This window comes from Rhizobium sp. Root1203 (assembly GCF_001424945.1).
In the GTDB taxonomy this organism is placed as follows: Bacteria; Pseudomonadota; Alphaproteobacteria; order Rhizobiales; family Rhizobiaceae; genus Rhizobium.
Window position 1 is genome coordinate 226,372 of sequence record NZ_LMCW01000001.1, and the last position, 21,398, is coordinate 247,769.

Here is a 21,398-nt window from a genome sequence, read left to right on the forward strand (position 1 = left end):
GATGGCACTTCTTGAAATCGAAAATCTCGTCGTCGAATTCCAGACCTCGACCGGTCCGTTTCGCGCCGTGGATGGCGTGTCGCTCAAGGTAGATGCCGGCGAAGTCCTTGCAATCGTTGGCGAGTCCGGATCCGGAAAGTCGGTCTCCATGCTCGCTGCGATGGGCCTTCTGCCGTGGACCGCAAAGGTGACCGCCGACAAGATGGTCTTTGACGGCCGCAATCTGCTTGGCATGTCGGCAAGGGAGCGCCGCAACATCATCGGCAAGGACATGTCGATGATCTTCCAGGAGCCTATCGCCAGCCTCAATCCCTGTTTCACGGTCGGCTTCCAGATCGAAGAGGTTCTGAGAATCCACCTTGGCATGGACAAGGCCGCGCGGCGCAAGCGCGCCGTGGAGCTTTTCGAGGCCGTTGGTATACCCAACCCTGCCGAGCGGCTTGGCCATTTCCCTCACCAGATGTCGGGCGGCCAGTGCCAGCGCGTGATGATCGCCATTGCGATTGCCTGCAATCCGAAGCTTCTGATCGCCGACGAGCCGACGACCGCGCTCGACGTGACCATTCAGAAGCAGATCCTCGACCTGTTGATGCGCCTGCAGACGGAGCATCGCATGGGCCTCATCATGATCACGCACAATATGGGCGTGGTCGCCGAAACGGCCGATCGGGTGATCGTCCAATACAAGGGTCGCAAGATGGAGGAGGCCGACGTGCTGTCGCTCTTCGAATCGCCGAAGAGCGATTACACAAGGGCGCTGCTTGCCGCCTTGCCGGACAATGCGACCGGCGACCGCCTGCCGACCATCGGCGAAATTTTCAAGACTGTGGAGGGAGCGGCCCAATGACGCCAGTCCTCGAAGCAAAAGACATCGTCCGCAACTACTATCTGCCGGGCGGCCTCTTCAAGAAAGAGAGAACCGTGAACGCCGTCAAGGGCGTAAGCTTCAAGGTAGAACAGGGCAAGACCCTTGCGATCGTCGGCGAAAGCGGTTGCGGCAAGTCTACCCTTGCCCGCATCGTCACGATGATCGATCCCGCAAGCGGTGGCGAACTGTTCATCGATGGCAAAAAGGTCGATATCGCTGCAGGCGACCTGACGCCGGAAGTGCGCCGCAAGGTGCAGATCGTCTTCCAGAACCCCTACGGGTCGCTCAATCCGCGCAAGAAGATCGGCGACATCCTGATGGAGCCGTTGATCATCAACACCAATACGCCCGCTGCCGAGCGGCGCGCTTTGGCGATGGCGATGCTGAAGAAGGTCGGCCTCCAGGAGGTCCACTTCAACCGCTACCCGCACATGTTCTCGGGCGGCCAGCGTCAGCGCATCGCAATTGCCCGCGCCTTGATGCTGAACCCGCGGCTGCTGGTCCTCGACGAGCCCGTTTCGGCGCTCGACCTTTCGGTCCAGGCGCAGGTGCTCAATCTGCTCGCGGACCTGCAGGACGAACTGAACCTCACCTATGTCTTCATCAGCCACGATCTCTCGGTCGTCCGCTACATGGCCGACGATGTCATGGTGATGTATTTCGGCGAGGCTGTCGAATACGGAACCCGGGATCAGGTGTTCAACGATCCGCAGCACAGCTATACCAAGACACTGTTTGCGGCCACGCCGCGGGCCGATGTCGAGACCATCAGGGCGCGTCTTGCACGCAAGAATGCGGCTTTGGTAGCGTCTTAGGATTGGCTTCTCCACCCGTGTCGAATTTGATGAGCGAGTTCAGTGATGACTGAGAATAGTGCGCACGCCCATGCCGTCGTCGTCATGGGCGTCAGCGGCTGCGGCAAGTCTTCGGTGGGCGAGGCCATATCAGAGGCCCTCGGCGTCGAATTCGTCGAGGGCGACGGGCTCCATCCGGCGTCCAACGTCGAAAAGATGTCGCACGGTATTCCGCTGACGGACGAGGACCGGATGCCCTGGCTGGATGTCGTCGGCGAGACGATGAAAGCCAGGCTTGAGCGCAACGAGGGGATCGTCGTTTCCTGCTCGGCGCTGAAGAGAAGCTATCGCGACCGCCTGCGCGCTGCCGTCGACGGCAATCTCTTCTTCGTCTACCTGCATGGCTCGAAGGACCTGCTCACCAGGCGCATGGGTGAGCGCAAGGGGCACTTCATGCCCCCTTCGCTGTTGGAAAGCCAGCTTGCGACGCTTGAGGTGCCGACCGGCGAGCCGGGCGTTGCAACGGTCGACATCGACGATACGATCGAAGGCATCGCGAAGACGGCGCTCCGCGACCTGTCCCTGCTCGGTGTCGGTTGATGTCGCGTTGATTCCTGCAAAAGTGCGCAGCGGTTTGCGTTGGGGATAGCGTGGAATGCCCTACGGGTTGAAGCGCTGCGGCGAATAGGCCGAAATATCGATGAACGGCGCCTCGCCGGTGATCAGTTCGGCGAGCGCCCGGCCGGTCACCGGACCGAGCGTCAGGCCGTGATGCGCATGGCCAAAGGCCAACCAGAGACCTTCGTGGCGCGGCGCCTTGCCGATAATGGGCATCATGTCGGGCGTGCAGGGGCGGGCTCCCATCCACGGTTCCGGATCGAGCCTGTCGCCGAGCGGAAACACGGTGCGCGCCACTTTCTCGGCGCGGTCGAGCTGTACCGGCGTCTTCGGCGCATCCATTGCCGCGAACTCGGCACCAGTCGTCAGGCGGATGCCCCGGCTCATCGGCGCCAGGAAATAGCCTCTCTCCGAATCCATCGTCCAGTTGTTGAGGACCGCGTTGCCCTGCGCCGCGTAGTGCATGTGATAGCCGCGTTTGACGCCGAGCGGAAAGGAATAGCCGAGCCGGCGCGTGGCCACGGCCGCCCACGGGCCCAGCGCCAGCACAGCGTCGTCCGCCTCCAGCGGGCCTTCGCTCGTCACCACCTTCCAGCCGGAGCCGAACCTGCCGAGCGAGTTCGCGTCGCCGCTGGCGAACTTTCCGCCCAGGCTTTCGAAGTAGCTTCGATAGGCGGCCGTCAGTCCATGCGGGTCGAGAACCGACCAGGGATCTCGCCATCGCAGACCGCCGGCGAAATCGCCTTTGATATCGGGCTCCAGCCGCGCGATGTCGCTCGCGCTGAGCGCTTCGTGGCCGACGCCGAATTCCTTCTGCAGCCGCTCGGCTTCGGCCAGTTCGGCATCCCGCCTGGCCGACGTCCGGAAGATCTCCATCCATCCGTTCTTGCGGATCAGATGCTCGGCGTGCGCGGCCTCGATCAGATCGTTATGCTCCGAGATCGAGTGCTCGATCAGCGGCGCGTAGGCTTTCGAAATCATCTCGTGCCGCTTGGTATTGGAGTTCCACCAATATCGTGCAAGGAAGGCAAGCTGCTCCGGCAATGCCTTCAGGTGATAGTGGGCGTCGATGCGATTATTGAAGGCATAGCGGATGAGGACCCCGAGCTGCTGCGGAAAGCCGTAGGGCACGACACCCTCCCGCTGGATAAGGCCGGCATTGCCGAAGGACGTCTCCTTGCCAGGTGCTTTCCGGTCGATCAGCGTAACCTGCCGCCCGCGTCGCTGCAGATGGATTGCAGTCGACACCCCGACGATGCCGGCGCCGAGCACGATCGCGTTCTTCGTCATTTTCGCGCAGTCCAAACCATTGCCCAAACCTCGTTGCCCGGCCGACCTTGTCGGCAGTTCAACCTTGGGACCGAAAATGCCCCTCGCGCCAGCGCCGCGCAAACGAAAAATCGCATTCTATTTCAAAAACATTGCCGCCTTCAGTGCCCTGTCCTCGGCCGTGATGCGAACCCCCAGCATCAGTGCGTTGAGCACCGAGAAGACAGCCGCGTAGACAGGCATGCCAAACGCCAGCGGAAGCACAGCGATCTCGCCGATGACGACGGCGTAGTTCGGATGCGCGAAGACCCGATAGGGGCCCGTGCTGACGAGAGGTGCGTCCGGCAAGACGATGATCCGCGTGGTCCACCGGCCCTTCAGCGTCGCGATCACCCACAGGCGAGCAATCTGCAGCACGGCGAAGACCGCAAGCCATACGGGTTCCACGGGTCGCCCCGGTGCCAGAAACCACAGTCCGGCCATCCAGCAGGCATGCAGCGCAACCATGTAAGGGTAGTGTTGGGCGCCGATTTCGCGCCCGCCCTTCGCGATCAGTGCGCGCGTATTGTGCTGGGCAAGCATGAGCTCGGCAAGGCGTTGCGCCGTCACGAAGGCCAGAAGCCCTATCGAGATCCACATCAGGCGACCCTCTTCAGCGTCACGCAGCTTGCGGCGAAGCCCGGTCCCATCGCCACCATCGCGGCACGTTCTGGAAGTCCAGCCTGCAACACCCGCTCCAGCACGAAGAGCACCGTCGGCGAAGACATGTTGCCGTATTCCGCGAGCACGTCGCGTTCGTGATCGAGATAGCCGGATGGAAGCGACAATGTGCTTTCCAGCGCGGCCAGCACCCTCGTTCCGCCGGGATGACAGATGAAGCGGCCGATGTCGCTGCGGACAAGCCCGTGGCGCGCCAGAATTCCATCCACGGCGGGCCCGAGTTCCGCCTCGGCGAACGGCGGCAACGATTGCGCGAGAACGACGCCGAAGCCCGTGTCATCGATCTTCCACCCCATGATGCCGAGCGTATCTGGGAAGAGGTGTTCGCCCGTCGTCTCCACCTCTGCCTTCCCCGTCGCGCCGGTTCGCAGCACGCATGCGGCGGCCCCATCGCCGAAGAGCGCCGTCGCGATGATGTTTGCCCGCGTCAGCTCATCCAGCCGGAAGGCGAGGGTGCAGAGTTCGATCGCGACAAACAGCACGGTGGCGCCGGGTCGGCTCCTCGCCAGCCGCGTGGCAATGGCAAAGCCCGAGACGCCGGCCGCGCAGCCCAGTCCGAACACCGGAACGCGCTCCACGTCGGAACGAAACCCCATTGTCGCGGCAAGCTGGGCATCGAGGCTTGGGGTCGCGATCCCCGTCGATGTGATCGTGACGATGCAATCGACATCCGATCCCTTCAGGCCGGCCCGGTCGAGTGCCTTGGTGGCCGTTTCGAGAAACAGGCCGCGCGCAACCTCGCCATAGGCTGCCATACGATCTTCCCATCCGTGTGGCTCGATGAACCAGCGGAGCGGCCGTGCGGCATGGCGTGTCCGGATGCCCGCATTGCCGAAGACGCTGGCGAGATGCTGGAAATCGCGCAACCGGCTGGAAAACAGCCGGGCAGACGTTTCGGCTGCTTCCTCCTGCGTGATGACGTGTTCGGGCGCCGCAACGGCGAGACTGAGTAGTTTCACGGTGTCGTTCACGGAATGCTCCTTATCGCCCGACGCAAAGGGCAAACACTCAAAAGGTCCGTTTATTCACTCGCCGGCTGTCACAAGACAGTGATCGGAAAAAAGAAGAAGTCCACCGAATAAATCGGGTCGCCGCGGTGTTCATCCTCCGCAACCTTGTCATTGAAGGAGATATTCCATGACGACCGCAACTGTTCGGATTGCATCCATCCTATTTGGTGGCGTCATTGCCGCCGCTACCTTGTCGGCATCGGCTTTCGCCGTGGGCGGGGGAGACGGCGGCGGCGCGACCACGCCGGTCTGCAAGAAGGGGCAGATGTATGACAAGAGGACGCAGAAATGCGTCAAGCAGGCGAGCGCCAACGTGACGGACGAGAACCGCACGGAATATGCGTACTCGCTTGCCAAGGCCGGCCGCTATGACGAAGCGCTTGCCATGCTCGATACGTTGAAGAACCCGAATACCGCCGAGGCTTTGAACTACCGTGGCTATGCCACCCGTAAGCTTGGGCGCACGGACGAAGGCATCTCCTACTATCTCAAGTCAGTCGCGCTCGATCCCGGCTACGCCAAGGTCCGCGAGTATCTGGGCGAAGCCTATGTCGTCAAGGGACGCATCGATCTCGCCAAGGATCAGCTGAATACGATCAAGACGATCTGCGGCACCGGCTGCGAGGAATACCAGGACCTCAACGAGGCCATCGCCGATCCTTCGAAGATCTGACGGACCATGGACGGGAGGTTCGGGCGCTCTTGAAGAGGGATATTCCAATGCCGGTCGCCTATACCACATTTCCTGCCTATAGTCGCTCAAAGCAGAACCCGCAGGCCGGTCCGGCGGGTTCTGATGCAAAACCCGTGGCGGAGGCAGCCATCGCAAGTGAAGCGGATATAAAGCGCGGCCTGACGGAAAACCTGTCGCGGCTCTGGCGCTACGGTCTTGTGCTGTCGCATCGTCGCGACGTAGCCGACGATCTCGTGCAGCAGACATGCGTGCGCGCGCTCGAGCGTTCGGCGCAATTCGAAGCCGGCACGCGCCTCGATCGCTGGCTCCTTTCGATCCTGCATTCGATATGGCTCAACGAAATTCGCACCCGCCGCGTGCGCGAGGGCAAGGGTTTCGTCGATGCAGACGGGGTGCTCGTGTTCGACGGCGCCCATCAGACGGAAACGCATGTCATGGCAAACCAGGTCCTGAGGCTCGTCAACGCGCTCCCGGATGCGCAGCGCGCGGCGGTGTTTCTGGCCTATGTCGAGGGCCTGTCCTATCGGGAGGTGGCAAGCGTATTGGAAATCCCCATTGGAACCGTGATGAGCCGTCTTGCCGCCGCGCGGGCAAAGCTCTCCGGCAATGTTTCGGGGGAGGGGGTACGATGAGCAACGAAAACATATTCGTCACAGACGAACAGCTGACGGCCTATATCGATGGCGAGTTGCCGCCGGATGAAGCAGCGCGCGTCGAAGCGATCCTCGATGCCGACGAGCGTGTGGCTGCAAGGCTGGCGTTCCTGTCGCGCAGCAGCCTTCCCTTCGGGCAGGCCTTTGAACCAATGCTGGCGGCTGCCCCGATGGCGGAGTTGCAAGCGATGCTCGAGGATCTGTCCGCCGAGACAAAACCGATATCGACACCGGTTCGTGCCAGCCGCCGAGGGTTTCTCGGTGCCCTTGCGGCCTGCCTTGTTGCCGGCGCGGTCGTGGACCGTGCGTTCATCGGTTTCCAGCGACGCCTCGTCGCCAGGGACGAGAGCAGCGAGTGGCGCGCCGCCGTCGCGGAATACATTGCGCTCTACACGCCCGATACGCTGGCCGGTCCGGTTCCGTCGCGCGAAGCGCAGGCCGCGCAACTGGCCATTCCCGAGGGGAAACTTGGCCTTTCGCTCTCGCCGGAAACGATCGCCTTGCCCGGTGTCGATTTCAAGCGGGCCTTGCTGCTGCAATACGACGATAAGCCGCTTGCCCAGATCGCCTATCTCGATCAGGAAACCGGGCCGATGGCGCTCTGCATCGTTCGCTCCGACGCCGGCGCGAAGCCGCCTGGGGTCGAAGGCCGCAAGGGCATGAACGTCATCTACTGGTCGAGCCCGTCGCACGCCTTCATGCTGATCGGCCATGCGCCGCTCGACCGGATGCAGGCGATTGCCGAGGATGTCAGGACGCGATTGGCGGTCTGACTGGCGGGGGCCGCCCCCTCATCCGCCTGCCGGCGCCTTCTCCCCGGGGGGAGAAGGAATATGCGGCTACGCTTTTATTCCAGCGGAGACTATATAGCCACAATGCAACAGTCCTCCTCCCCCTCTCCCGTGGGGAGTGGGTGGAGTGAGGGGGCCGCACGGCACACCGTCAGCCGTGAGGCCCGTCGACCCGGTGTTGCCGTCATCGCCACATGGTGCGCATGCGCGCACCGACATCGACACGGATCTGGTTTGTGCTTCGCTCCGAGGCCGACGCGCTGACGATCGGCCAGGCGGCTGTCTCGAAATACTGCAGCAGGGTCACGGGGATGAAGCGGGTCCGCGAGGCATAGACGTGCCGGTCGCCCTGGCCATGCTGGCCGCTGGTGAAGAAGCGTTGCGGCGTGATCAGCGTCAGGCTGTCCTTCGCCCTCGTCATGCCGACATAGAGAAGACGGCGTTCCTCCTCGATCTCATGCGTCGTTCCAACCGCGAGGTCTGAGGGTATGCATCCATCCACGACGTTGAGCATGAAGACGGCGCGCCATTCCTGGCCCTTGGCCGAATGGATGGTGGAGAGAATGAGATAGTCCTCGTCGAGAAGCGGCACGCCTGCCTGATCGCTTGTCGCATCCGGCGGATCCAGCGTCAGTTCCGTGAGAAAGCGTTCGCGGTTGGCATAGCCGGATGCAATCTGTTCCAGCTGCAGCAGGTCGGCCTTGCGGGTGTCAGCGTCCTCGTGGATGCGGTCGAGATGCGGCTCGTACCATGCCCGTGCCTGTGCGATTTCCGCCGGCCACTGCCCGCTGGACTTGCGCAACCCTTCCAGCAGCTGGATCAGCGCCGGCCAGCTCTCGCCGGTCTTCGCGGGCGGCGGAATTTCCGCGAGCGCCATCAGCGGCTCCGGATCGGCAGCAATGGTGTCGAGGATCTTGCTTGCGGTCTGCGGTCCGATCCCAGGCAGCATCTGCAGCAGCCGGAAGCCCGATACCCTGTCGCGCGGGTTCTGCGCAAAGCGAAGGACGGCAAGCATGTCCTTCACATGCGCCGAGTCGAGGAATTTCAGGCCGCCGAACTTGACGAACGGTATGTTCCGCCGTGTCAGCTCCACCTCGAGAGAGCCGCTGTGGCTCGACGTGCGGAAGAGCACTGCCTGCTGTTTCAGCGTCATGCCGACCTCCCGATTGGCGAGAACCTGCTCGACGATGTATCCCGCCTGATCGTTCTCGTCCTTCACGGTCAGGAGCTTCGGTCGTTCGGTCGATTGCCTGTCCGTCCAGAGGTTCTTGGTGAAGCGTTCGCGCGCCAGATCGATGACCCCGTTGGCAGCCGCCAGGATCGTAGTCGTCGACCGGTAGTTCCGGTCGAGCGTGATGATGTCGGCCGGCGGCGAGAAGGTCTTCGGAAAATCGAGGATGTTGCGGATCGTCGCCGCTCGGAACGAATAGATCGACTGCGCGTCGTCGCCAACGACAGTCAGCCCGCGTCCGCCGGGCTTCAGCGCCATCAGAACCGACGATTGCAGCCGGTTGGTATCCTGGTATTCATCCACCATGACATGGTCGAAGCGTCGTCCGATATCGTCGGCCAGCTCGGCGTCGCTGACCATCTGCGCCCAGTACAGAAGCAGGTCGTCGTAATCGAGAACGTTCTGCGTCTGCTTGGCCTCGACATAGGCTGCAAACAGCTCCCTCAATTGCGGTTCCCAGCTGGAAACCCAGGGATACCAGGTCTTCAATACCTCGTTCAGCGGCGTTTCCGAGTTCACAGTGCGTGAATAGATCGCAAGGCACGTGCCCTTGGTCGGAAACCGGCTCTCGGTCTTGGAGAAGCCAAGCTCGTGCCGGACGAGATTCATCAGGTCGGCGCTGTCCTCGCGATCGTGGATGGTGAAATCCACGTTCAGCCCGATCTGCTCGGCATAGATCCTGAGAAGGCGCGCGCCGATGCCATGGAAAGTGCCTGCCCAGCTCAATGCCTCGGTCATCGCGGCCGACTGTGCCCCCAGCACCTGCTTGCAGATGCGCTCGACGCGGCGCGACATTTCCGAAGCGGCACGGCGCGAAAACGTCATGAGCAGGATGCGGCGCGGATCGGCGCCGTTGACGATCAGGTGCGCGACCCGATGCGCCAGCGTATTGGTCTTGCCCGATCCTGCACCCGCGATGATCAGCAGCGGTCCGCCGGCTTCTTCCTTGCCCACGCCGTGCTCGACGGCCAAACGTTGCTGCTCGTTCAGTTTTTCAAGATAGGCCGCGGCCTGCATCGATTCTTCAGCCCCTCGCATCGATGTCGCAGCGGAAACGGCGACTCGGAACAAACGTGGAACATATCAGCGCCGTCTGTTATTTGGAAGACCCGCGGGACTGGAGCGACCGGGAAAGTCGCGACGGCATTCGTATGGTGCAGTGCGAAAAACGGGCGACAGGCCCTGCGTTGCATGGCATAAGGGCGCCGAAAACGTATTTTGGACCTCACCCGCATATGATCCGTATCGAAAATATCAGCAAGCAGAACAGCCATCGCATTCTCTTCATCGAGGCTTCGGCGGCGCTCAACAAGGGCGAGAAGATCGGTCTCGTCGGCCCGAACGGGGCCGGCAAGACGACGCTCTTCCGCATGATCACCGGGCAGGAGCAGCCCGACGAGGGACAGGTCTCCGCCGAAAAGGGCGTCACCATCGGCTACTTCAATCAGGACGTCGGTGAAATGGAAGGCCGCAGCGCCGTTGCCGAAGTCATGGAAGGTGCAGGCCCCGTCAGCGTCGTCGCTGCCGAGTTGCGCGAGCTTGAGGCTGAGATGGTCGATCCCGACAAGCTCGACGAGATGGACCGGATCATCGAACGCTATGGCGAAGTCCAGGCCCGCTACGAGGAGTTGGACGGCTATGCGCTGGAAGGCCGTGCACGCGAAGTGCTGGCCGGCCTGAGCTTCACCCAGGACATGATGGACGGCGACGTCGGCGCGCTTTCGGGCGGCTGGAAGATGCGTGTGGCGCTTGGCCGTATTCTCCTGATGCGCCCCGATGTCATGCTGCTCGACGAACCGAGCAACCATCTGGACCTCGAAAGCCTCATCTGGCTGGAAGAATTCCTGAAGACCTATGAGGGCGCGCTGCTGATGACCTCGCACGACCGCGAGTTCATGAACCGGATCGTCGGCAAGATCATCGAGATCGACGGCGGTTCCCTGAACAGCTACTCCGGCGACTACGGCTTCTATGAGCAGCAGCGAGCTCAGAACGAGAAGCAGCAGCAGGCGCAGTTCGAACGCCAGCAGGCGATGCTCGCCAAGGAAATCAAGTTCATCGAGCGCTTCAAGGCGCGCGCCTCGCACGCGTCGCAGGTACAGAGCCGCGTGAAGAAGCTGGAGAAGATCGACCGCGTCGAGCCGCCCAAGCGCCGCCAGACGGTTGCGTTCGACTTCCTGCCGGCACCTCGTTCCGGCGAGGATGTGATCAATCTGAAGAACGTTCACAAGAAATACGGCAGCCGCACCATCTACGAGGGGCTGGACTTCATGGTCCGCCGCAAGGAGCGCTGGTGCATCATGGGCATCAACGGTGCCGGCAAGTCGACCCTGCTGAAGCTGGTGGCAGGTTCCGCCGAACCCGATGAGGGCAGCGTCGCCCTCGGCGCCAGCGTCAAGATGGGCTACTTCGCCCAGCACGCGATGGATCTTCTCGACGGCGACCGCACGGTGCTGGAGTGGCTGGAGGATTCCTTCCCGCAGGCCGGGCAGGCGCCCTTGCGCGCACTGGCGGGCTGCTTCGGCTTTTCCGGCGACGATGTGGAGAAGAAGTGCCGCGTGCTGTCGGGTGGCGAAAAGGCGCGGCTGGTGATGGCCAAGATGCTCTTCGACCCGCCCAACCTGCTGGTGCTCGACGAGCCAACCAACCACCTGGATCTCGACACTAAGGAAATGCTGATCAAGGCGTTGTCGCAGTACGAAGGCACGATGCTCTTCGTCTCGCACGATCGCCATTTCCTGGCGGCCCTGTCGAACCGCGTTCTGGAACTGACGCCGGACGGCATTCAGCAATACGGCGGCGGCTATACCGAATACGTGGAACGCACCGGCCAGGAAGCGCCCGGCCTGCGCAGCTGAGAAGGGATGCCGGACCGCGAGGTCCGTTACTCCCTGCCGCCGACTAATCGTTGGTACGAATACCCCTCTCGCTGACCCTCGTTCCTGTGACAAGCAGGAATGAGGGCTGAGGGTGAAGGGCGCTCCCCGTCATCCCACTGACCTTAGAACACTCCGCTCAGGCGCGCTCTTCCCAGACCTTGGCTAGCTCGACGATCGTCTTCACGGCCTTCTCCATGTCCTGGCGGCTGACCCATTCGAGCGGCGAATGAAACGCGTGGCCGCCGGCGAAAATATTGGGGCAGGGCAGTCCCATGAACGACAGCCGCGACCCGTCGGTGCCGCCGCGGATGCTGCCGCGCACCGGCTCCATGCCGGCGCGACGGATAGCCTCGACGGCATGATCGACAATTTCCGGATGGCGGTCGAGGACGACCTTCATGTTCCGATACTGCTTCGTGATCTCGAACGTGTAGGTCGAGCCGGGATAGCCCGCCATGACCTCCCTGACGATCGCCTCGATCATGGCCTCCTTCCTCGCGAGGCCACGATCGCTGAAGTCGCGGACGATCAGGCTGATCGCCGCCTTTTCCATCGAGCCCGTAACGCCGGTCGGATGCACGAAGCCTTCCTTGCCCGACGTCGTCTCCGGAGCGACGTCCCTGGGCAGGCGGTCGACGATCGCGCCGGCGATCTTGATGGCATTCTCCATCTTGCCGAGGGCAAAGCCCGGATGGATGGCGACGCCCTGGATGCGGATCTCCACGCCGTCGGCCGAGAATGTCTCGTCCTCGATGTGACCGGCGGTCGAGCCGTCCATGGTGTAGGCGAACTTTGCGCCGAGCTTGGCCAGATCGACCTTGTCGACGCCGCGGCCGATCTCCTCGTCCGGGGTGAACAGGATCTTGATTGTCCCGTGCCTGATCTCGGGATTGGCGACAAGGAACTGCGCAGCCGTCATGATCTCGGCAATGCCGGCCTTGTCGTCCGCGCCGAGCAGGGTCGTGCCGTCAGTGGTGATGAGGTCGTTGCCGAGCTGATCCTCGAGGGCGGGATGATCGACGACCCGGATGATCTGCTGGGGATCGGCGGTAAGCCGGATATCGCCACCGCCGTAGTTCCGCACGATCTGCGGCTTGACGTCGGTGCCGCTGAAATCGGGCGCCGTATCCATGTGCGAGCAAAAGCAGATAACGGGCACCTGCTTGTCGGTGTTCGACGGAATGGTCGCATAGATGTAGCCATGCTCGTCGAGGTGCGCATCCGAAAGGCCGATCGCCAGCAGCTCCTCGACCAGCAGCCGGCCAAGATTCTTCTGCTTTTCGGTCGAGGGCTGCGTCGGGGACTTTGCATCCGACTGTGTGTCGATAACGACATAGCGAAGGAAACGATCGGTAACAGTGTCGGTCATGGGCTCGTCCAGTTCGTGTGCGTCAACCGATAACCGCTGTAGCCTTCCTCGACCGCTGCGTGAAGCATTTTCGTGCTTACGAGCTGGGGTCGGCTTCCCTCAGCCGGTAGCCGACCCCGGTCTCGGTGGTGATGTACTGCGGCTGATCGGGGCTCGCTTCGATCTTCTGGCGAAGTTGGCGGACATAGACGCGCAGGTACTGCACATCGGCCGCAGGTCCCCAGATCTGCTTGAGCATGAACTGGTGCGTCAACACCTTGCCGGAGTGCTGCGCCAGCACCCGCAGGATGTCGTACTCCTTCGGCGACAGCTTGATCTCGTGATCGTCGACCTTGACGATGCGCTTGACGAGGTCGATCGACAGGCCCCCCGTGCGAAACACGGCCCTTTCGCCCTGCTGCTGCAGGCGGTGGCGCAGTGCCACGCGGATACGGGCGCCGAGTTCGTTCATGCCGAATGGCTTCGTCACATAATCGTCGGCGCCGCTTTCGAGCGCCTTCACGATGCCGGCCTCGTCGGTGCGGCTCGACAGGATAACGACCGGTGTCGCGAGCCCCTGCTCGCGCCATTCCTGCAGGAGGTCATGGCCCGGCTGGTCCGGCAGGCCGAGATCGAGCACGATAAGGTCGGGCGAGGCTTCCTGCGCGGTGCGGCGGGCGGCTGCCGCGTCGCCTGCCTCATGCACTTCGTACCCCTGCGCGGCAAGGCCGACGCGGAGCAGTTTGCGGATAGGGGGCTCGTCGTCGACGACGAGAATTTTTACGGGCGAACCGGTCATTTGAGCTCATCCAGCTTGAGAATGTCATTGGGTTTCGGCAGGCGAATGGTGAAAACGGCCCCCGTACGGTCGGGCCTGTTGCCGGCCGCGATCGTGCCGCCCATCGCCTCGATGAAGCCGCGGCAGATGGAGAGGCCGAGGCCGGTGCCCGCCCGCACCTGATCGCCTTTGCGCACCCGATAGAACGTGTCGAAGACGCGATCGAGGTCGCCAGGCGGGATGCCTGGCCCCGCATCGGCGACCTGTACGACGACGGTGTCGGTCCCGCTCCAGCCCTTGATGTCGATGGTGGAGCCCTCGGGCGCATATTTCGCGGCGTTGTCCAAAAGGTTGAAGAGCACCTGCTCGAAGAGGACAGGATCGACGCGCACAACAGGCAGATCCGCGGGGATCCGCACATCGACCCCATGCCCCCCGAGGATCTTCGCGCCGCGCCGCAGCGCGCTGCCGACGATGTCGCCGATATCGTGCAGCGCATAGTTAGGCTCCATCGCACCGGATTCGATCCTTGTCATGTCGAGAAGATTGGCGATGAAGCGATTGAGGCGCTCCGATTCATCCACGATGGTCGAGAGCAGGTCCCTGCGGTCCTCTTCCGACATCGGCGCGAAATAATCGCGCAGCGTCGTGGATGCTCCGAGGACGGCCGCAAGCGGCGTCTTCAAATCGTGCGAGATCGAGGTCAGCAGCGCGGAGCGCAACCGGTCGGCTTCGGCCGCAAGCTTTGCCTGGTCCATGGCGGCGACGAGCTGGATGCGTTCGATGGCAAGAGCGGCCTGGTCGGCCAGTGCGTCGAGCAGGCGCTGCTGTTCGGGCGTCAGCAGTGGCCCGTCGCGACGATCGCTGTCGAGGCCGATAACGCCGACGGCCGTGCGGCCGGTGCGCAGCGGCACGTAGAGGCGCTTGGCGCCTGGCAGGGTGTCGGCGCCGCGACCCGCCGCATGATTGTGCTCCCACGCCCAGCGGGCAGCGGCGATATCGGCGTCGTCGAGCGTGTCGTCGGGCGGATAGCCGGCCTTGACGGCAATCGTTCCGTCCTCCGGCAGCAGCAGCACGACACGGACCTTGAGCATCGAGGCAAGCTGGAATGCCGTGGCCCAGAGTACGTCGTCCAGCGTGCCGGTACCGGCAAGCTTCTTCGAAAACAGGTAGAGGTCTTCCGTCGTCCGCGCCCTTTGTCGGGCAGCGGAAGCCTGCCGCTGGACGGTTGCCGTCAGATTGCTGGCGATGATGGCGACGCCGAGGAAGAAAAACAGTGCCAGAACGCTTTCCGGATCGCTGATCGTCAGCGTGTACCGCGGCGGCAGGAAGAAAAAATTGAATGAGAACGCGCCGAGTATGCAGGAATAGAGCGCCGGGCGCAGTCCGTGCAGAACGGCTGAGGTGAGAACCGCCATCAGGAAGACGAGGGCGAGGTTTCGCACATCGAGCACCTGATCGAGCACGATCCCCACGGCAAGGGCAATGGCCACATAGGCAGTTGCGAGAAGATAGGCGCGGAAATCGAGCGCCGGTGCGGCCGGCGCCGCCGCCTTCACGCCGCGCCGGGATGTCTCCCGCTGATCCTCGCCCGATATGACGTGGACGCTGATGTCGCCCGCCTTGCGGATCAGCAGGCTGGCCGTCGACGGTTGGAACCATTCGCGCCACGCAGGCTGCTTCGGGGCGCCGATGACGATGTGGGTGACGTTGTTCGCCGCCGCATAGCGCATGATCTCTTCGGACGTCTCACGCCCCGGAACGGTGATCGCTTCGCCGCCCAGCTGCTCGGCAAGGCGCAGCGTTGCAGCGATCGTGTCGCGTTGGGCTTCCGTGAGATTGATCGAGCGATTGGTCTCGACGTTGACCGCGACCCAGGGCGCGCGCAACCGGGAGGCCATGCGCGCGGCGTAGCGCACCAGCGAAGCTGAGCTCGGATGCTGATCGACCGATACCAGAACGCGCTCCCCCGCCGCCCATGGCCCCGAAATCGCATGCGCCTGCATATGGGTGAGCAACTGGTCGTCGACGCGCTGGGCTGTCCTGCGCAGCGCCAGTTCGCGCAGCGCCGTCAGGTTGCCGGGGGTGAAGTAGTTGGTCAGCGCCTTCTCGGCCGTCTTCGCGACATAGACCTTGCCGTCATGCAGCCGCTTGATGAGGTCGTCGGGCGTGAGATCGATGATCTCGACGTCGTCGGCCATGTCGATGACCGAATCCGGGACCGTCTCCCGCACCCGGATCCGGGTGATCTGCGACACGACGTCGTTCAGGCTTTCGACATGCTGGATGTTCAGCGTCGAATAGACGTCGATGCCGCGATCGAGCAGCTCCTTGACGTCGAGGTAGCGTTTCGGGTGACGGCTGCCCTCGGCATTGGTGTGGGCGAGTTCGTCGACGAGCACCAGTCCCGGCCTGCGGGCAAGGATGGCGTCGAGGTCCATTTCCTCCAGCAGCCTGCCTTTGTAGTCCACCTGTACGCGCGGCACGATCTCGAAACCGTCGAGCAGCGCCTGCGTTTCCTTGCGCCCGTGGGTTTCGACCACGCCGACCACGACATCGACGCCGTCGGCAAGCTTTGCATGGCCTGACGCCAGCATCTCGTAAGTCTTGCCGACCCCCGGGGCCGCACCGAGGAATATCTTCAGGCGGCCGCGCGTTTCGGCCCTGGCCTTCTCAAGAAGCGCATCGGGCGAGGGCCTGCCGGCCTGGTCGCGGTTGTCGTCTGGCATGCGGTTTGGCTCTTTCTCAGGATGCCTTTGTGGCGATGTGCACGTCTCACCCACCACCCTCATTCCTGTGCTCGTCACAGGAATCCAGCTACGCGAGGTCTTGCGCGTGAAAAAAGCCTTTTGCCCCGCCGACGCGGCGCTGCTGGATCCCTGTGACGAGCACAGGGATGAGGAGAGTGTAAAGCGTGCCCAATCGCCAACTCACTGACTCATAGAAGCATCGAGGCTCTGGTTCAACGCAAGAACATTGACGACAGGTTCGCCGAGGAAGCCGAGTTCTCGGCCCTCCACCGCGTTGTCGACAAGCGCCTTCACCTTGGTCTCATCCACGCCGCGCGCCTTGGCGACGCGCGGTACCTGGAAATAGGCGGCGGCAGGGGAGAGGTGCGGGTCGAGGCCGCTGCCGGAGGCGGTCACCAGATCGGCCGGAACGTCCACGCCGGGGTTGGTCGCCTTCGCGGCCTCATAGTCAGCCTTCACGCGATCGATCAGCTTCTGGCTGGTCGGCCCGAGGTTGGAGCCGCTTGAACTTGCGGCATTGTAGCCGTCGCCGGCAGCCGAAGGTCGACCGTGGAAGTAGACGTCGCTGGTGAATGCCTGCCCGATCAGCGTCGAACCGATGACCTTGCCGTCCTTTTCGATCAGGCTGCCGTTGGCCTTGGCGGGGAAGATGGCCTGCGCCACCCCCGTCATGCCGAGCGGATAGAGGAGGCCGGTGATAGCCGTCGTTGCAACGATCATCACGATCGCGGGGCGTAGTTGTTTCAACATGACATTGCTCCTTAGGCGAGGCCGATGGTAGTGATCAGCATGTCGATCGCCTTGATGGCGACGAACGGAACGAGGATGCCGCCGAGGCCGTAGATCAGCAGGTTGCGGGAAAGCAGCGCGCCCGCACCGATCGGCCGATAGCGCACGCCCTTCAGCGACAGCGGAATGAGGGCGACGATGATCAGCGCGTTGAAGATGATCGCAGACAGGATCGCGCTTTGCGGCGTCGAGAGCCCCATCACGTTGAGCGCCTTCAGCTGCGGATAGAAGGTGAGGAACATCGCGGGGATGATGGCGAAGTACTTGGCGACGTCGTTGGCAATCGAAAACGTCGTCAGCGCGCCGCGGGTCATCAGCAGCTGCTTGCCGATCTCGACGATCTCGATGAGCTTCGTCGGATCGCTGTCGAGGTCGACCATGTTGCCGGCCTCGCGGGCCGCGACCGTGCCGGTGTTCATGGCGACGCCGACATCGGCCTGCGCCAGTGCCGGCGCGTCGTTGGTGCCGTCGCCGCACATGGCGACGAGCTTGCCTTTTGCCTGCTCCTCGCGGATCAGCGAAAGCTTGTTCTCCGGCGTCGCCTGGGCGAGGAAGTCATCGACGCCGGCTTCGGCGGCGATGGCCGCTGCCGTCATCGGGTTGTCGCCCGTGATCATCACGGTGCGGATGCCCATGCGCCGCAATTCGGCAAAGCGTTCGCGGATGCCGCCCTTGACGATATCCTTGAGCTGGATGACGCCGAGCAGACGACCGTCGCGGGCAACGGCGAGTGGTGTGCCGCCGCTCTTGGCGATCTCGGCGGCGCTGGCCTGAAGCTCACGCACGGTTTCGGTGTTCGAGCGCAACGCAACGGCGGCGTTGCCGGAGGAAAGCATTGGACCACCGCCGTCGACATAGGCAAGCACCGCATCGACGGCACCCTTGCGGATCGACGAACCCTCCACATCGACGCCGCTCATGCGGGTCTGCGCCGTGAACGGGACGAATGTCGCCTTCAGGCTGCTCATGTCGCGCCCGCGCAGCGCATATTTTTCCTTGGCGAGCACGACGATGGAACGGCCTTCCGGCGTCTCGTCGGCCAGCGATGCGAGCTGGGCGGCATCGGCGAGCTCCTGATCCGTGACGCCGCGCACCGGATGGAAGGCGGTCGCCTGGCGGTTGCCGAGCGTGATCGTGCCCGTCTTGTCGAGAAGCAGCGTATCGACGTCGCCGGCGGCTTCGACGGCGCGGCCGGACATGGCAAGCACGTTGAAGCGGACGAGACGGTCCATGCCGGCGATGCCGATCGCCGACAGAAGGGCGCCGATCGTCGTCGGGATCAGCGTCACGAACAGGGCGACGAGAACAATGATCGGGATCGAGCCGCCGGCATAGGCTGCAAAGCTAGGGATCGTCGCGGTCGCCAGCACGAAGATCAGCGTCATCCCGGCCAGCAGAATGTTGAGCGCGATCTCGTTCGGCGTCTTCTGCCGTTCCGCGCCCTCGACGAGTGCGATCATGCGGTCGATGAAGGTCGAACCGGCGGCGGCCGTGATACGCACGCGGATCCAGTCGGACAGCACCTGCGTTCCGCCCGTCACGGCCGAGCGGTCGCCGCCGGATTCGCGAATGACAGGCGCGGACTCGCCCGTTATGGCGGCCTCGTTGACGGAGGCGACGCCTTCGATCACTTCGCCGTCCGACGGGATGATGTCGCCTGCTTCGACGAGCACGAGATCGCCGACCTTCAGGCTGGTGCCGGGCACCATGCGATAGCTGCTGCCGTTATTGGCGGTCAGCAGCTTCGCCTGCGTCTCGGTGCGCGCCTTGCGCAGCGAATCGGCCTGTGCCTTGCCGCGTCCCTCGGCAACCGCTTCGGCGAAGTTCGCAAACAGCACGGTGAACCAGAGCCAGAGGTTGATCTGGAAGGAAAAGGCGAGATCGCTGCCGCCGCTGACGAGGTCGCGGACAAACAGGACGGTGGTGAGCGTCGAGACCGTGGCGACGACGAACATGACAGGGTTTTTGGCGAGCGCGCGCGGGTTCAGCTTCCTGAAAGCGTCGCCCACGGCGGGAATGAGAATGCGGGCATCGAGGATGCTCACGGATTTTGCCTGGCTCATAAGAGAACTCCAGCGTTTGAGACGAGGATGTGGCGACCGGAAGACCGGTCAGCCCGAAATCAGACTGTAGGCGGCGGCGGCCACCAGCAGCGCGGCCAGCATCACGAGGATGATGTCGGAGGCGCGCATCGACCTGGCGGCCGTCCGCCCCGGAAATCCGGAGCGGGTAGGGAGCTTGTGGCGCTTGAAATGCCGGATCAGCATCGTCGTTCCTCAGAAGGTCTGGCCGGAGATCATGACGAGGTGCTCGATGACTGGACCGAGGGCGAGCGCCGGGAAGAAGGTCAACCCGCCGACGATCACGATCGTGCCGGTGAGCAGGCCGACGAACAGCGGCCCGTCCGTCGGGAAGGTGCCGGTCGAGGCCGGAACCGTCTTCTTGGCAACCAGCGAGCCGGCGATCGCAAGCGCCGGAATGATCACGAGGAACCGTCCGGCGAGCATGGCGATGCCGAGCGTCACGTTGAACCAGGGCGTGTTGCCCGTCAGCCCGCCGAAAGCCGAGCCGTTATTCGCCGCCGCCGACGAGTACGCATAGAGGATTTCCGAGAAACCGTGCGGTCCGGCCGTTCCGACCGAAGCGACCGCCGATGGCAGCACGCTTGCGACCGCCGTGAAGACCAGCATTGCGAGCGGCAGGCAGAGGATGGCGAGCACGGCCATCTTCATCTCCTTCGCCTCGATCTTCTTGCCGAGATATTCCGGCGTGCGGCCGACCATGAGACCGGCCACGAAGATGGCGATGATGACGAACAGCAGGATGCCGTAGAACCCCGCGCCGACACCGCCGACGATTACCTCGCCGAGCTGCATGTTGATCAGCGGAACAAGACCGCCAAGCGCCGTGAAGCTGCCGTGCATGGCATTGACCGCGCCGCAGGAGGCCGCCGTCGTGATGACCGCGAAGAGCGAGGAGAGCGTCACGCCGAAGCGGACTTCCTTGCCCTCCATGTTGCCGCCCTGCAGGCCGAAGGCATGCATCAGCGGATTGCCGGCGGACTCGGCCCAATAGGTGACGGCGACGCCCGCCAGGAACAGCACGAACATGCTGGCAAGGATCGCCCAGCCTTGACGCTGGTTGCCGACCATGCGGCCGAAGACATTGGTGAGGGCCGCGCCGATCGCGAAGATCGTCACCATCTGGATGAGATTGGAAAGAGCATCCGGATTTTCGAAGGGATGGGCGGAGTTGGCGTTGAAGAAGCCGCCGCCGTTCGTGCCGAGCATCTTGATGGCAAGCTGCGAGGCGACGGGACCGACCGCAATCGTCTGCTTGGCGCCCTCGAGCGTCGTTGCGTCGACATACGGGCCGAGCGTCTGCGGAACGCCGAGATAGACGTAGGCGAGCGTGAGCGCGATGCAGAGCGGCAGCAGCACGTAGAAGGTCGCGCGGGTCATGTCGACCCAGAAATTGCCGACCGCCTTGCCCGAGGCGCGGGCGAACGCGCGGATGAACGCCATTGCGATGGCGATGCCGGTTGCCGCCGAAACGAAGTTCTGCACCGTCAGGCCCGCCATCTGGGTCAGGTACGACATGGTGCTTTCGCCGCCGTAGTTCTGCCAGTTGGTGTTGGTGACGAAGCTGACGGCGGTGTTGAAGGAGAGTTCGGGACCGACAGCAGCCATGCCGGCGGGGTTATAGGGAAGCCCGGCCTGCAGGCGCATCAGCCCGTAGAGCAGCAGTACGCCGAGAAGGTTGAAAAGCAGCATCGAGATGGCATAGGCCGTCCAGTGCTGCTCCTCCCGCTCGCTGGTGCCTGAGATCGCGTAGAGTCCCCGTTCGATCGGAACGAGGACCGGTGACAAGACTGTGCGCTCGCCGTTGAAGACACGCGTCATGTAGCCGCCGAGCGGTTTGACGAGCGCAAGAACGATCCCGCAGTAAAGCAGGATCTGAAGCCATCCGTTGAGGGTCATCGTGATTAACTTTCAATACCCGGCGCCTGGCGAGATCAGAATCGCTCGGGGCGGATGAGGGCATAGGTGAGGTAGACGGTGAGGAACACGGTCACTCCACCGCTGAGAATATAGTCGAGGGTCATCGCTTGCATCTCCGGCTAGAGCCCGTCACAGGCTTTGGTGTAGGCGACGCAGAGCACGAAGAAAAAAATCGTGATGCCGAGCAGAACGACGTCGATCATCG

The 21,398-nt window shown here is 63.2% G+C and carries 19 protein-coding genes; 7 read left to right on the forward strand and 12 right to left on the reverse strand.

Annotation, left to right across the window (positions count from 1 at the left end; all coding sequences use genetic code 11):
- Position 1: 1 nt before the first annotated feature.
- From ASC97_RS01150 to ASC97_RS01160, 3 genes are read left to right on the forward strand one after another with little or no spacing between them, the layout of a single operon-like run.
- Positions 2–847, forward strand: coding sequence for an ABC transporter ATP-binding protein (locus ASC97_RS01150; protein ID WP_082529847.1), 846 nt, complete (start codon positions 2–4; stop codon positions 845–847).
- On the forward strand, positions 844–1,683 hold the full coding sequence (locus tag ASC97_RS01155) for a dipeptide ABC transporter ATP-binding protein (protein ID WP_057466519.1): 840 nt from the start codon (positions 844–846) through the stop codon (positions 1,681–1,683). Before ASC97_RS01150 ends, ASC97_RS01155 begins: the two co-directional genes overlap by 4 nt.
- A 45-nt stretch (positions 1,684–1,728) precedes the next feature.
- Positions 1,729–2,262: a gluconokinase gene (locus ASC97_RS01160; RefSeq protein ID WP_057466520.1), complete on the forward strand. Its 534-nt coding sequence runs from the start codon at positions 1,729–1,731 to the stop codon at positions 2,260–2,262.
- A 60-nt stretch (positions 2,263–2,322) separates the two neighbouring features.
- Here ASC97_RS01160 and ASC97_RS01165 read toward each other — a convergent pair whose 3' ends face one another.
- From ASC97_RS01165 to ASC97_RS01175, 3 genes are all read right to left on the reverse strand, one after another.
- A complete protein-coding gene (locus ASC97_RS01165; protein WP_057466521.1) occupies positions 2,323–3,570 on the reverse strand; it encodes an NAD(P)/FAD-dependent oxidoreductase in 1,248 nt (415 codons plus the stop codon).
- A 117-nt stretch (positions 3,571–3,687) separates the two neighbouring features.
- A complete protein-coding gene (locus ASC97_RS01170; RefSeq protein WP_057466522.1) occupies positions 3,688–4,191 on the reverse strand; it encodes an isoprenylcysteine carboxyl methyltransferase family protein in 504 nt (167 codons plus the stop codon).
- Positions 4,188–5,240 carry a type III polyketide synthase gene (locus ASC97_RS01175; protein WP_057466523.1) on the reverse strand — a complete coding sequence of 351 codons (1,053 nt, stop codon included), beginning with the start codon at positions 5,238–5,240 and terminating at the stop codon, positions 4,188–4,190. Before ASC97_RS01175 ends, ASC97_RS01170 begins: the two co-directional genes overlap by 4 nt.
- Before the next feature lie 166 nt (positions 5,241–5,406).
- On the opposite strand from ASC97_RS01175, the gene ASC97_RS01180 reads away from it, so the two are divergent.
- Genes ASC97_RS01180 through ASC97_RS01190 form a run of 3 tightly spaced genes read left to right on the forward strand, consistent with a single transcriptional unit; the run spans position 5,407 to position 7,399 of the window.
- On the forward strand, positions 5,407–5,952 hold the full coding sequence (locus ASC97_RS01180) for a tetratricopeptide repeat protein (protein WP_057466524.1): 546 nt from the start codon (positions 5,407–5,409) through the stop codon (positions 5,950–5,952).
- A gap of 47 nt (positions 5,953–5,999) precedes the next feature.
- Positions 6,000–6,605 carry an RNA polymerase sigma factor gene (locus tag ASC97_RS01185; protein WP_057466525.1) on the forward strand — a complete coding sequence of 202 codons (606 nt, stop codon included), beginning with the start codon at positions 6,000–6,002 and terminating at the stop codon, positions 6,603–6,605.
- A complete protein-coding gene (locus tag ASC97_RS01190) occupies positions 6,602–7,399 on the forward strand; it encodes an anti-sigma factor family protein (RefSeq protein WP_057466526.1) in 798 nt (265 codons plus the stop codon). The genes ASC97_RS01185 and ASC97_RS01190 overlap by 4 nt, the downstream gene beginning before the upstream one ends.
- A 202-nt stretch (positions 7,400–7,601) precedes the next feature.
- On the opposite strand, the gene ASC97_RS01195 is transcribed toward ASC97_RS01190, so the two are convergent.
- Positions 7,602–9,665: an ATP-dependent helicase gene (locus ASC97_RS01195; RefSeq protein ID WP_057466527.1), complete on the reverse strand. Its 2,064-nt coding sequence runs from the start codon at positions 9,663–9,665 to the stop codon at positions 7,602–7,604.
- 218 nt (positions 9,666–9,883) lie between these two features.
- Between ASC97_RS01195 and ASC97_RS01200 the strand changes: the two genes are divergently transcribed.
- Complete coding sequence (locus tag ASC97_RS01200; protein ID WP_057466528.1) at positions 9,884–11,506, forward strand: ABC-F family ATP-binding cassette domain-containing protein; 1,623 nt, start codon at positions 9,884–9,886, stop codon at positions 11,504–11,506.
- 157 nt (positions 11,507–11,663) lie between these two features.
- On the opposite strand, the gene pepT is transcribed toward ASC97_RS01200, so the two are convergent.
- From pepT to kdpF, 8 genes are all read right to left on the reverse strand, one after another.
- Complete coding sequence (gene pepT, locus ASC97_RS01205; protein WP_057466529.1) at positions 11,664–12,896, reverse strand: peptidase T; 1,233 nt, start codon at positions 12,894–12,896, stop codon at positions 11,664–11,666.
- Between the two features lie 76 nt (positions 12,897–12,972).
- On the reverse strand, positions 12,973–13,674 hold the full coding sequence (locus ASC97_RS01210) for a response regulator transcription factor (protein WP_057466530.1): 702 nt from the start codon (positions 13,672–13,674) through the stop codon (positions 12,973–12,975).
- Positions 13,671–16,382 (reverse strand): sensor histidine kinase, encoded by a 2,712-nt coding sequence (locus tag ASC97_RS01215; RefSeq protein WP_057466531.1) that lies wholly within the window; start codon positions 16,380–16,382, stop codon positions 13,671–13,673. The genes ASC97_RS01210 and ASC97_RS01215 overlap by 4 nt, the downstream gene beginning before the upstream one ends.
- A 201-nt stretch (positions 16,383–16,583) precedes the next feature.
- Complete coding sequence (gene kdpC, locus ASC97_RS01220; RefSeq protein ID WP_057466532.1) at positions 16,584–17,153, reverse strand: potassium-transporting ATPase subunit KdpC; 570 nt, start codon at positions 17,151–17,153, stop codon at positions 16,584–16,586.
- A gap of 11 nt (positions 17,154–17,164) precedes the next feature.
- Positions 17,165–19,255, reverse strand: coding sequence for a potassium-transporting ATPase subunit KdpB (gene kdpB / locus ASC97_RS01225; RefSeq protein WP_057466533.1), 2,091 nt, complete (start codon positions 19,253–19,255; stop codon positions 17,165–17,167).
- Between the two features lie 48 nt (positions 19,256–19,303).
- Positions 19,304–19,459, reverse strand: coding sequence for a hypothetical protein (locus ASC97_RS34550; RefSeq protein WP_200959425.1), 156 nt, complete (start codon positions 19,457–19,459; stop codon positions 19,304–19,306).
- Between the two features lie 9 nt (positions 19,460–19,468).
- Complete coding sequence (gene kdpA / locus ASC97_RS01230; protein WP_057466534.1) at positions 19,469–21,172, reverse strand: potassium-transporting ATPase subunit KdpA; 1,704 nt, start codon at positions 21,170–21,172, stop codon at positions 19,469–19,471.
- 35 nt (positions 21,173–21,207) lie between these two features.
- Positions 21,208–21,297 (reverse strand): K(+)-transporting ATPase subunit F, encoded by a 90-nt coding sequence (gene kdpF, locus ASC97_RS01235; RefSeq protein ID WP_007790938.1) that lies wholly within the window; start codon positions 21,295–21,297, stop codon positions 21,208–21,210.
- Positions 21,298–21,398 lie beyond the last annotated feature (101 nt).

Excerpts from the sequence above, each read along its gene's own strand:
- ASC97_RS01150 (WP_082529847.1), top strand. The coding sequence starts at position 2 with ATGGCACTTCTTGAAATCGAAAATCTCGTCGTCGAATTCCAGACCTCG.
- ASC97_RS01155 (WP_057466519.1), top strand. The coding sequence starts at position 844 with ATGACGCCAGTCCTCGAAGCAAAAGACATCGTCCGCAACTACTATCTG.
- ASC97_RS01160 (WP_057466520.1), top strand. The coding sequence starts at position 1,729 with ATGACTGAGAATAGTGCGCACGCCCATGCCGTCGTCGTCATGGGCGTC.
- ASC97_RS01165 (WP_057466521.1), bottom strand. The coding sequence starts at position 3,570 with ATGACGAAGAACGCGATCGTGCTCGGCGCCGGCATCGTCGGGGTGTCG.
- ASC97_RS01180 (WP_057466524.1), top strand. The coding sequence starts at position 5,407 with ATGACGACCGCAACTGTTCGGATTGCATCCATCCTATTTGGTGGCGTC.
- ASC97_RS01185 (WP_057466525.1), top strand. The coding sequence starts at position 6,000 with ATGCCGGTCGCCTATACCACATTTCCTGCCTATAGTCGCTCAAAGCAG.
- ASC97_RS01190 (WP_057466526.1), top strand. The coding sequence starts at position 6,602 with ATGAGCAACGAAAACATATTCGTCACAGACGAACAGCTGACGGCCTAT.
- ASC97_RS01195 (WP_057466527.1), bottom strand. The coding sequence starts at position 9,665 with ATGCAGGCCGCGGCCTATCTTGAAAAACTGAACGAGCAGCAACGTTTG.
- ASC97_RS01200 (WP_057466528.1), top strand. The coding sequence starts at position 9,884 with ATGATCCGTATCGAAAATATCAGCAAGCAGAACAGCCATCGCATTCTC.
- pepT (WP_057466529.1), bottom strand. The coding sequence starts at position 12,896 with ATGACCGACACTGTTACCGATCGTTTCCTTCGCTATGTCGTTATCGAC.
- ASC97_RS01210 (WP_057466530.1), bottom strand. The coding sequence starts at position 13,674 with ATGACCGGTTCGCCCGTAAAAATTCTCGTCGTCGACGACGAGCCCCCT.
- ASC97_RS01215 (WP_057466531.1), bottom strand. The coding sequence starts at position 16,382 with ATGCCAGACGACAACCGCGACCAGGCCGGCAGGCCCTCGCCCGATGCG.
- kdpC (WP_057466532.1), bottom strand. The coding sequence starts at position 17,153 with ATGTTGAAACAACTACGCCCCGCGATCGTGATGATCGTTGCAACGACG.
- kdpB (WP_057466533.1), bottom strand. The coding sequence starts at position 19,255 with ATGAGCCAGGCAAAATCCGTGAGCATCCTCGATGCCCGCATTCTCATT.
- ASC97_RS34550 (WP_200959425.1), bottom strand. The coding sequence starts at position 19,459 with ATGCTGATCCGGCATTTCAAGCGCCACAAGCTCCCTACCCGCTCCGGA.
- kdpA (WP_057466534.1), bottom strand. The coding sequence starts at position 21,172 with ATGACCCTCAACGGATGGCTTCAGATCCTGCTTTACTGCGGGATCGTT.
- kdpF (WP_007790938.1), bottom strand. The coding sequence starts at position 21,297 with ATGACCCTCGACTATATTCTCAGCGGTGGAGTGACCGTGTTCCTCACC.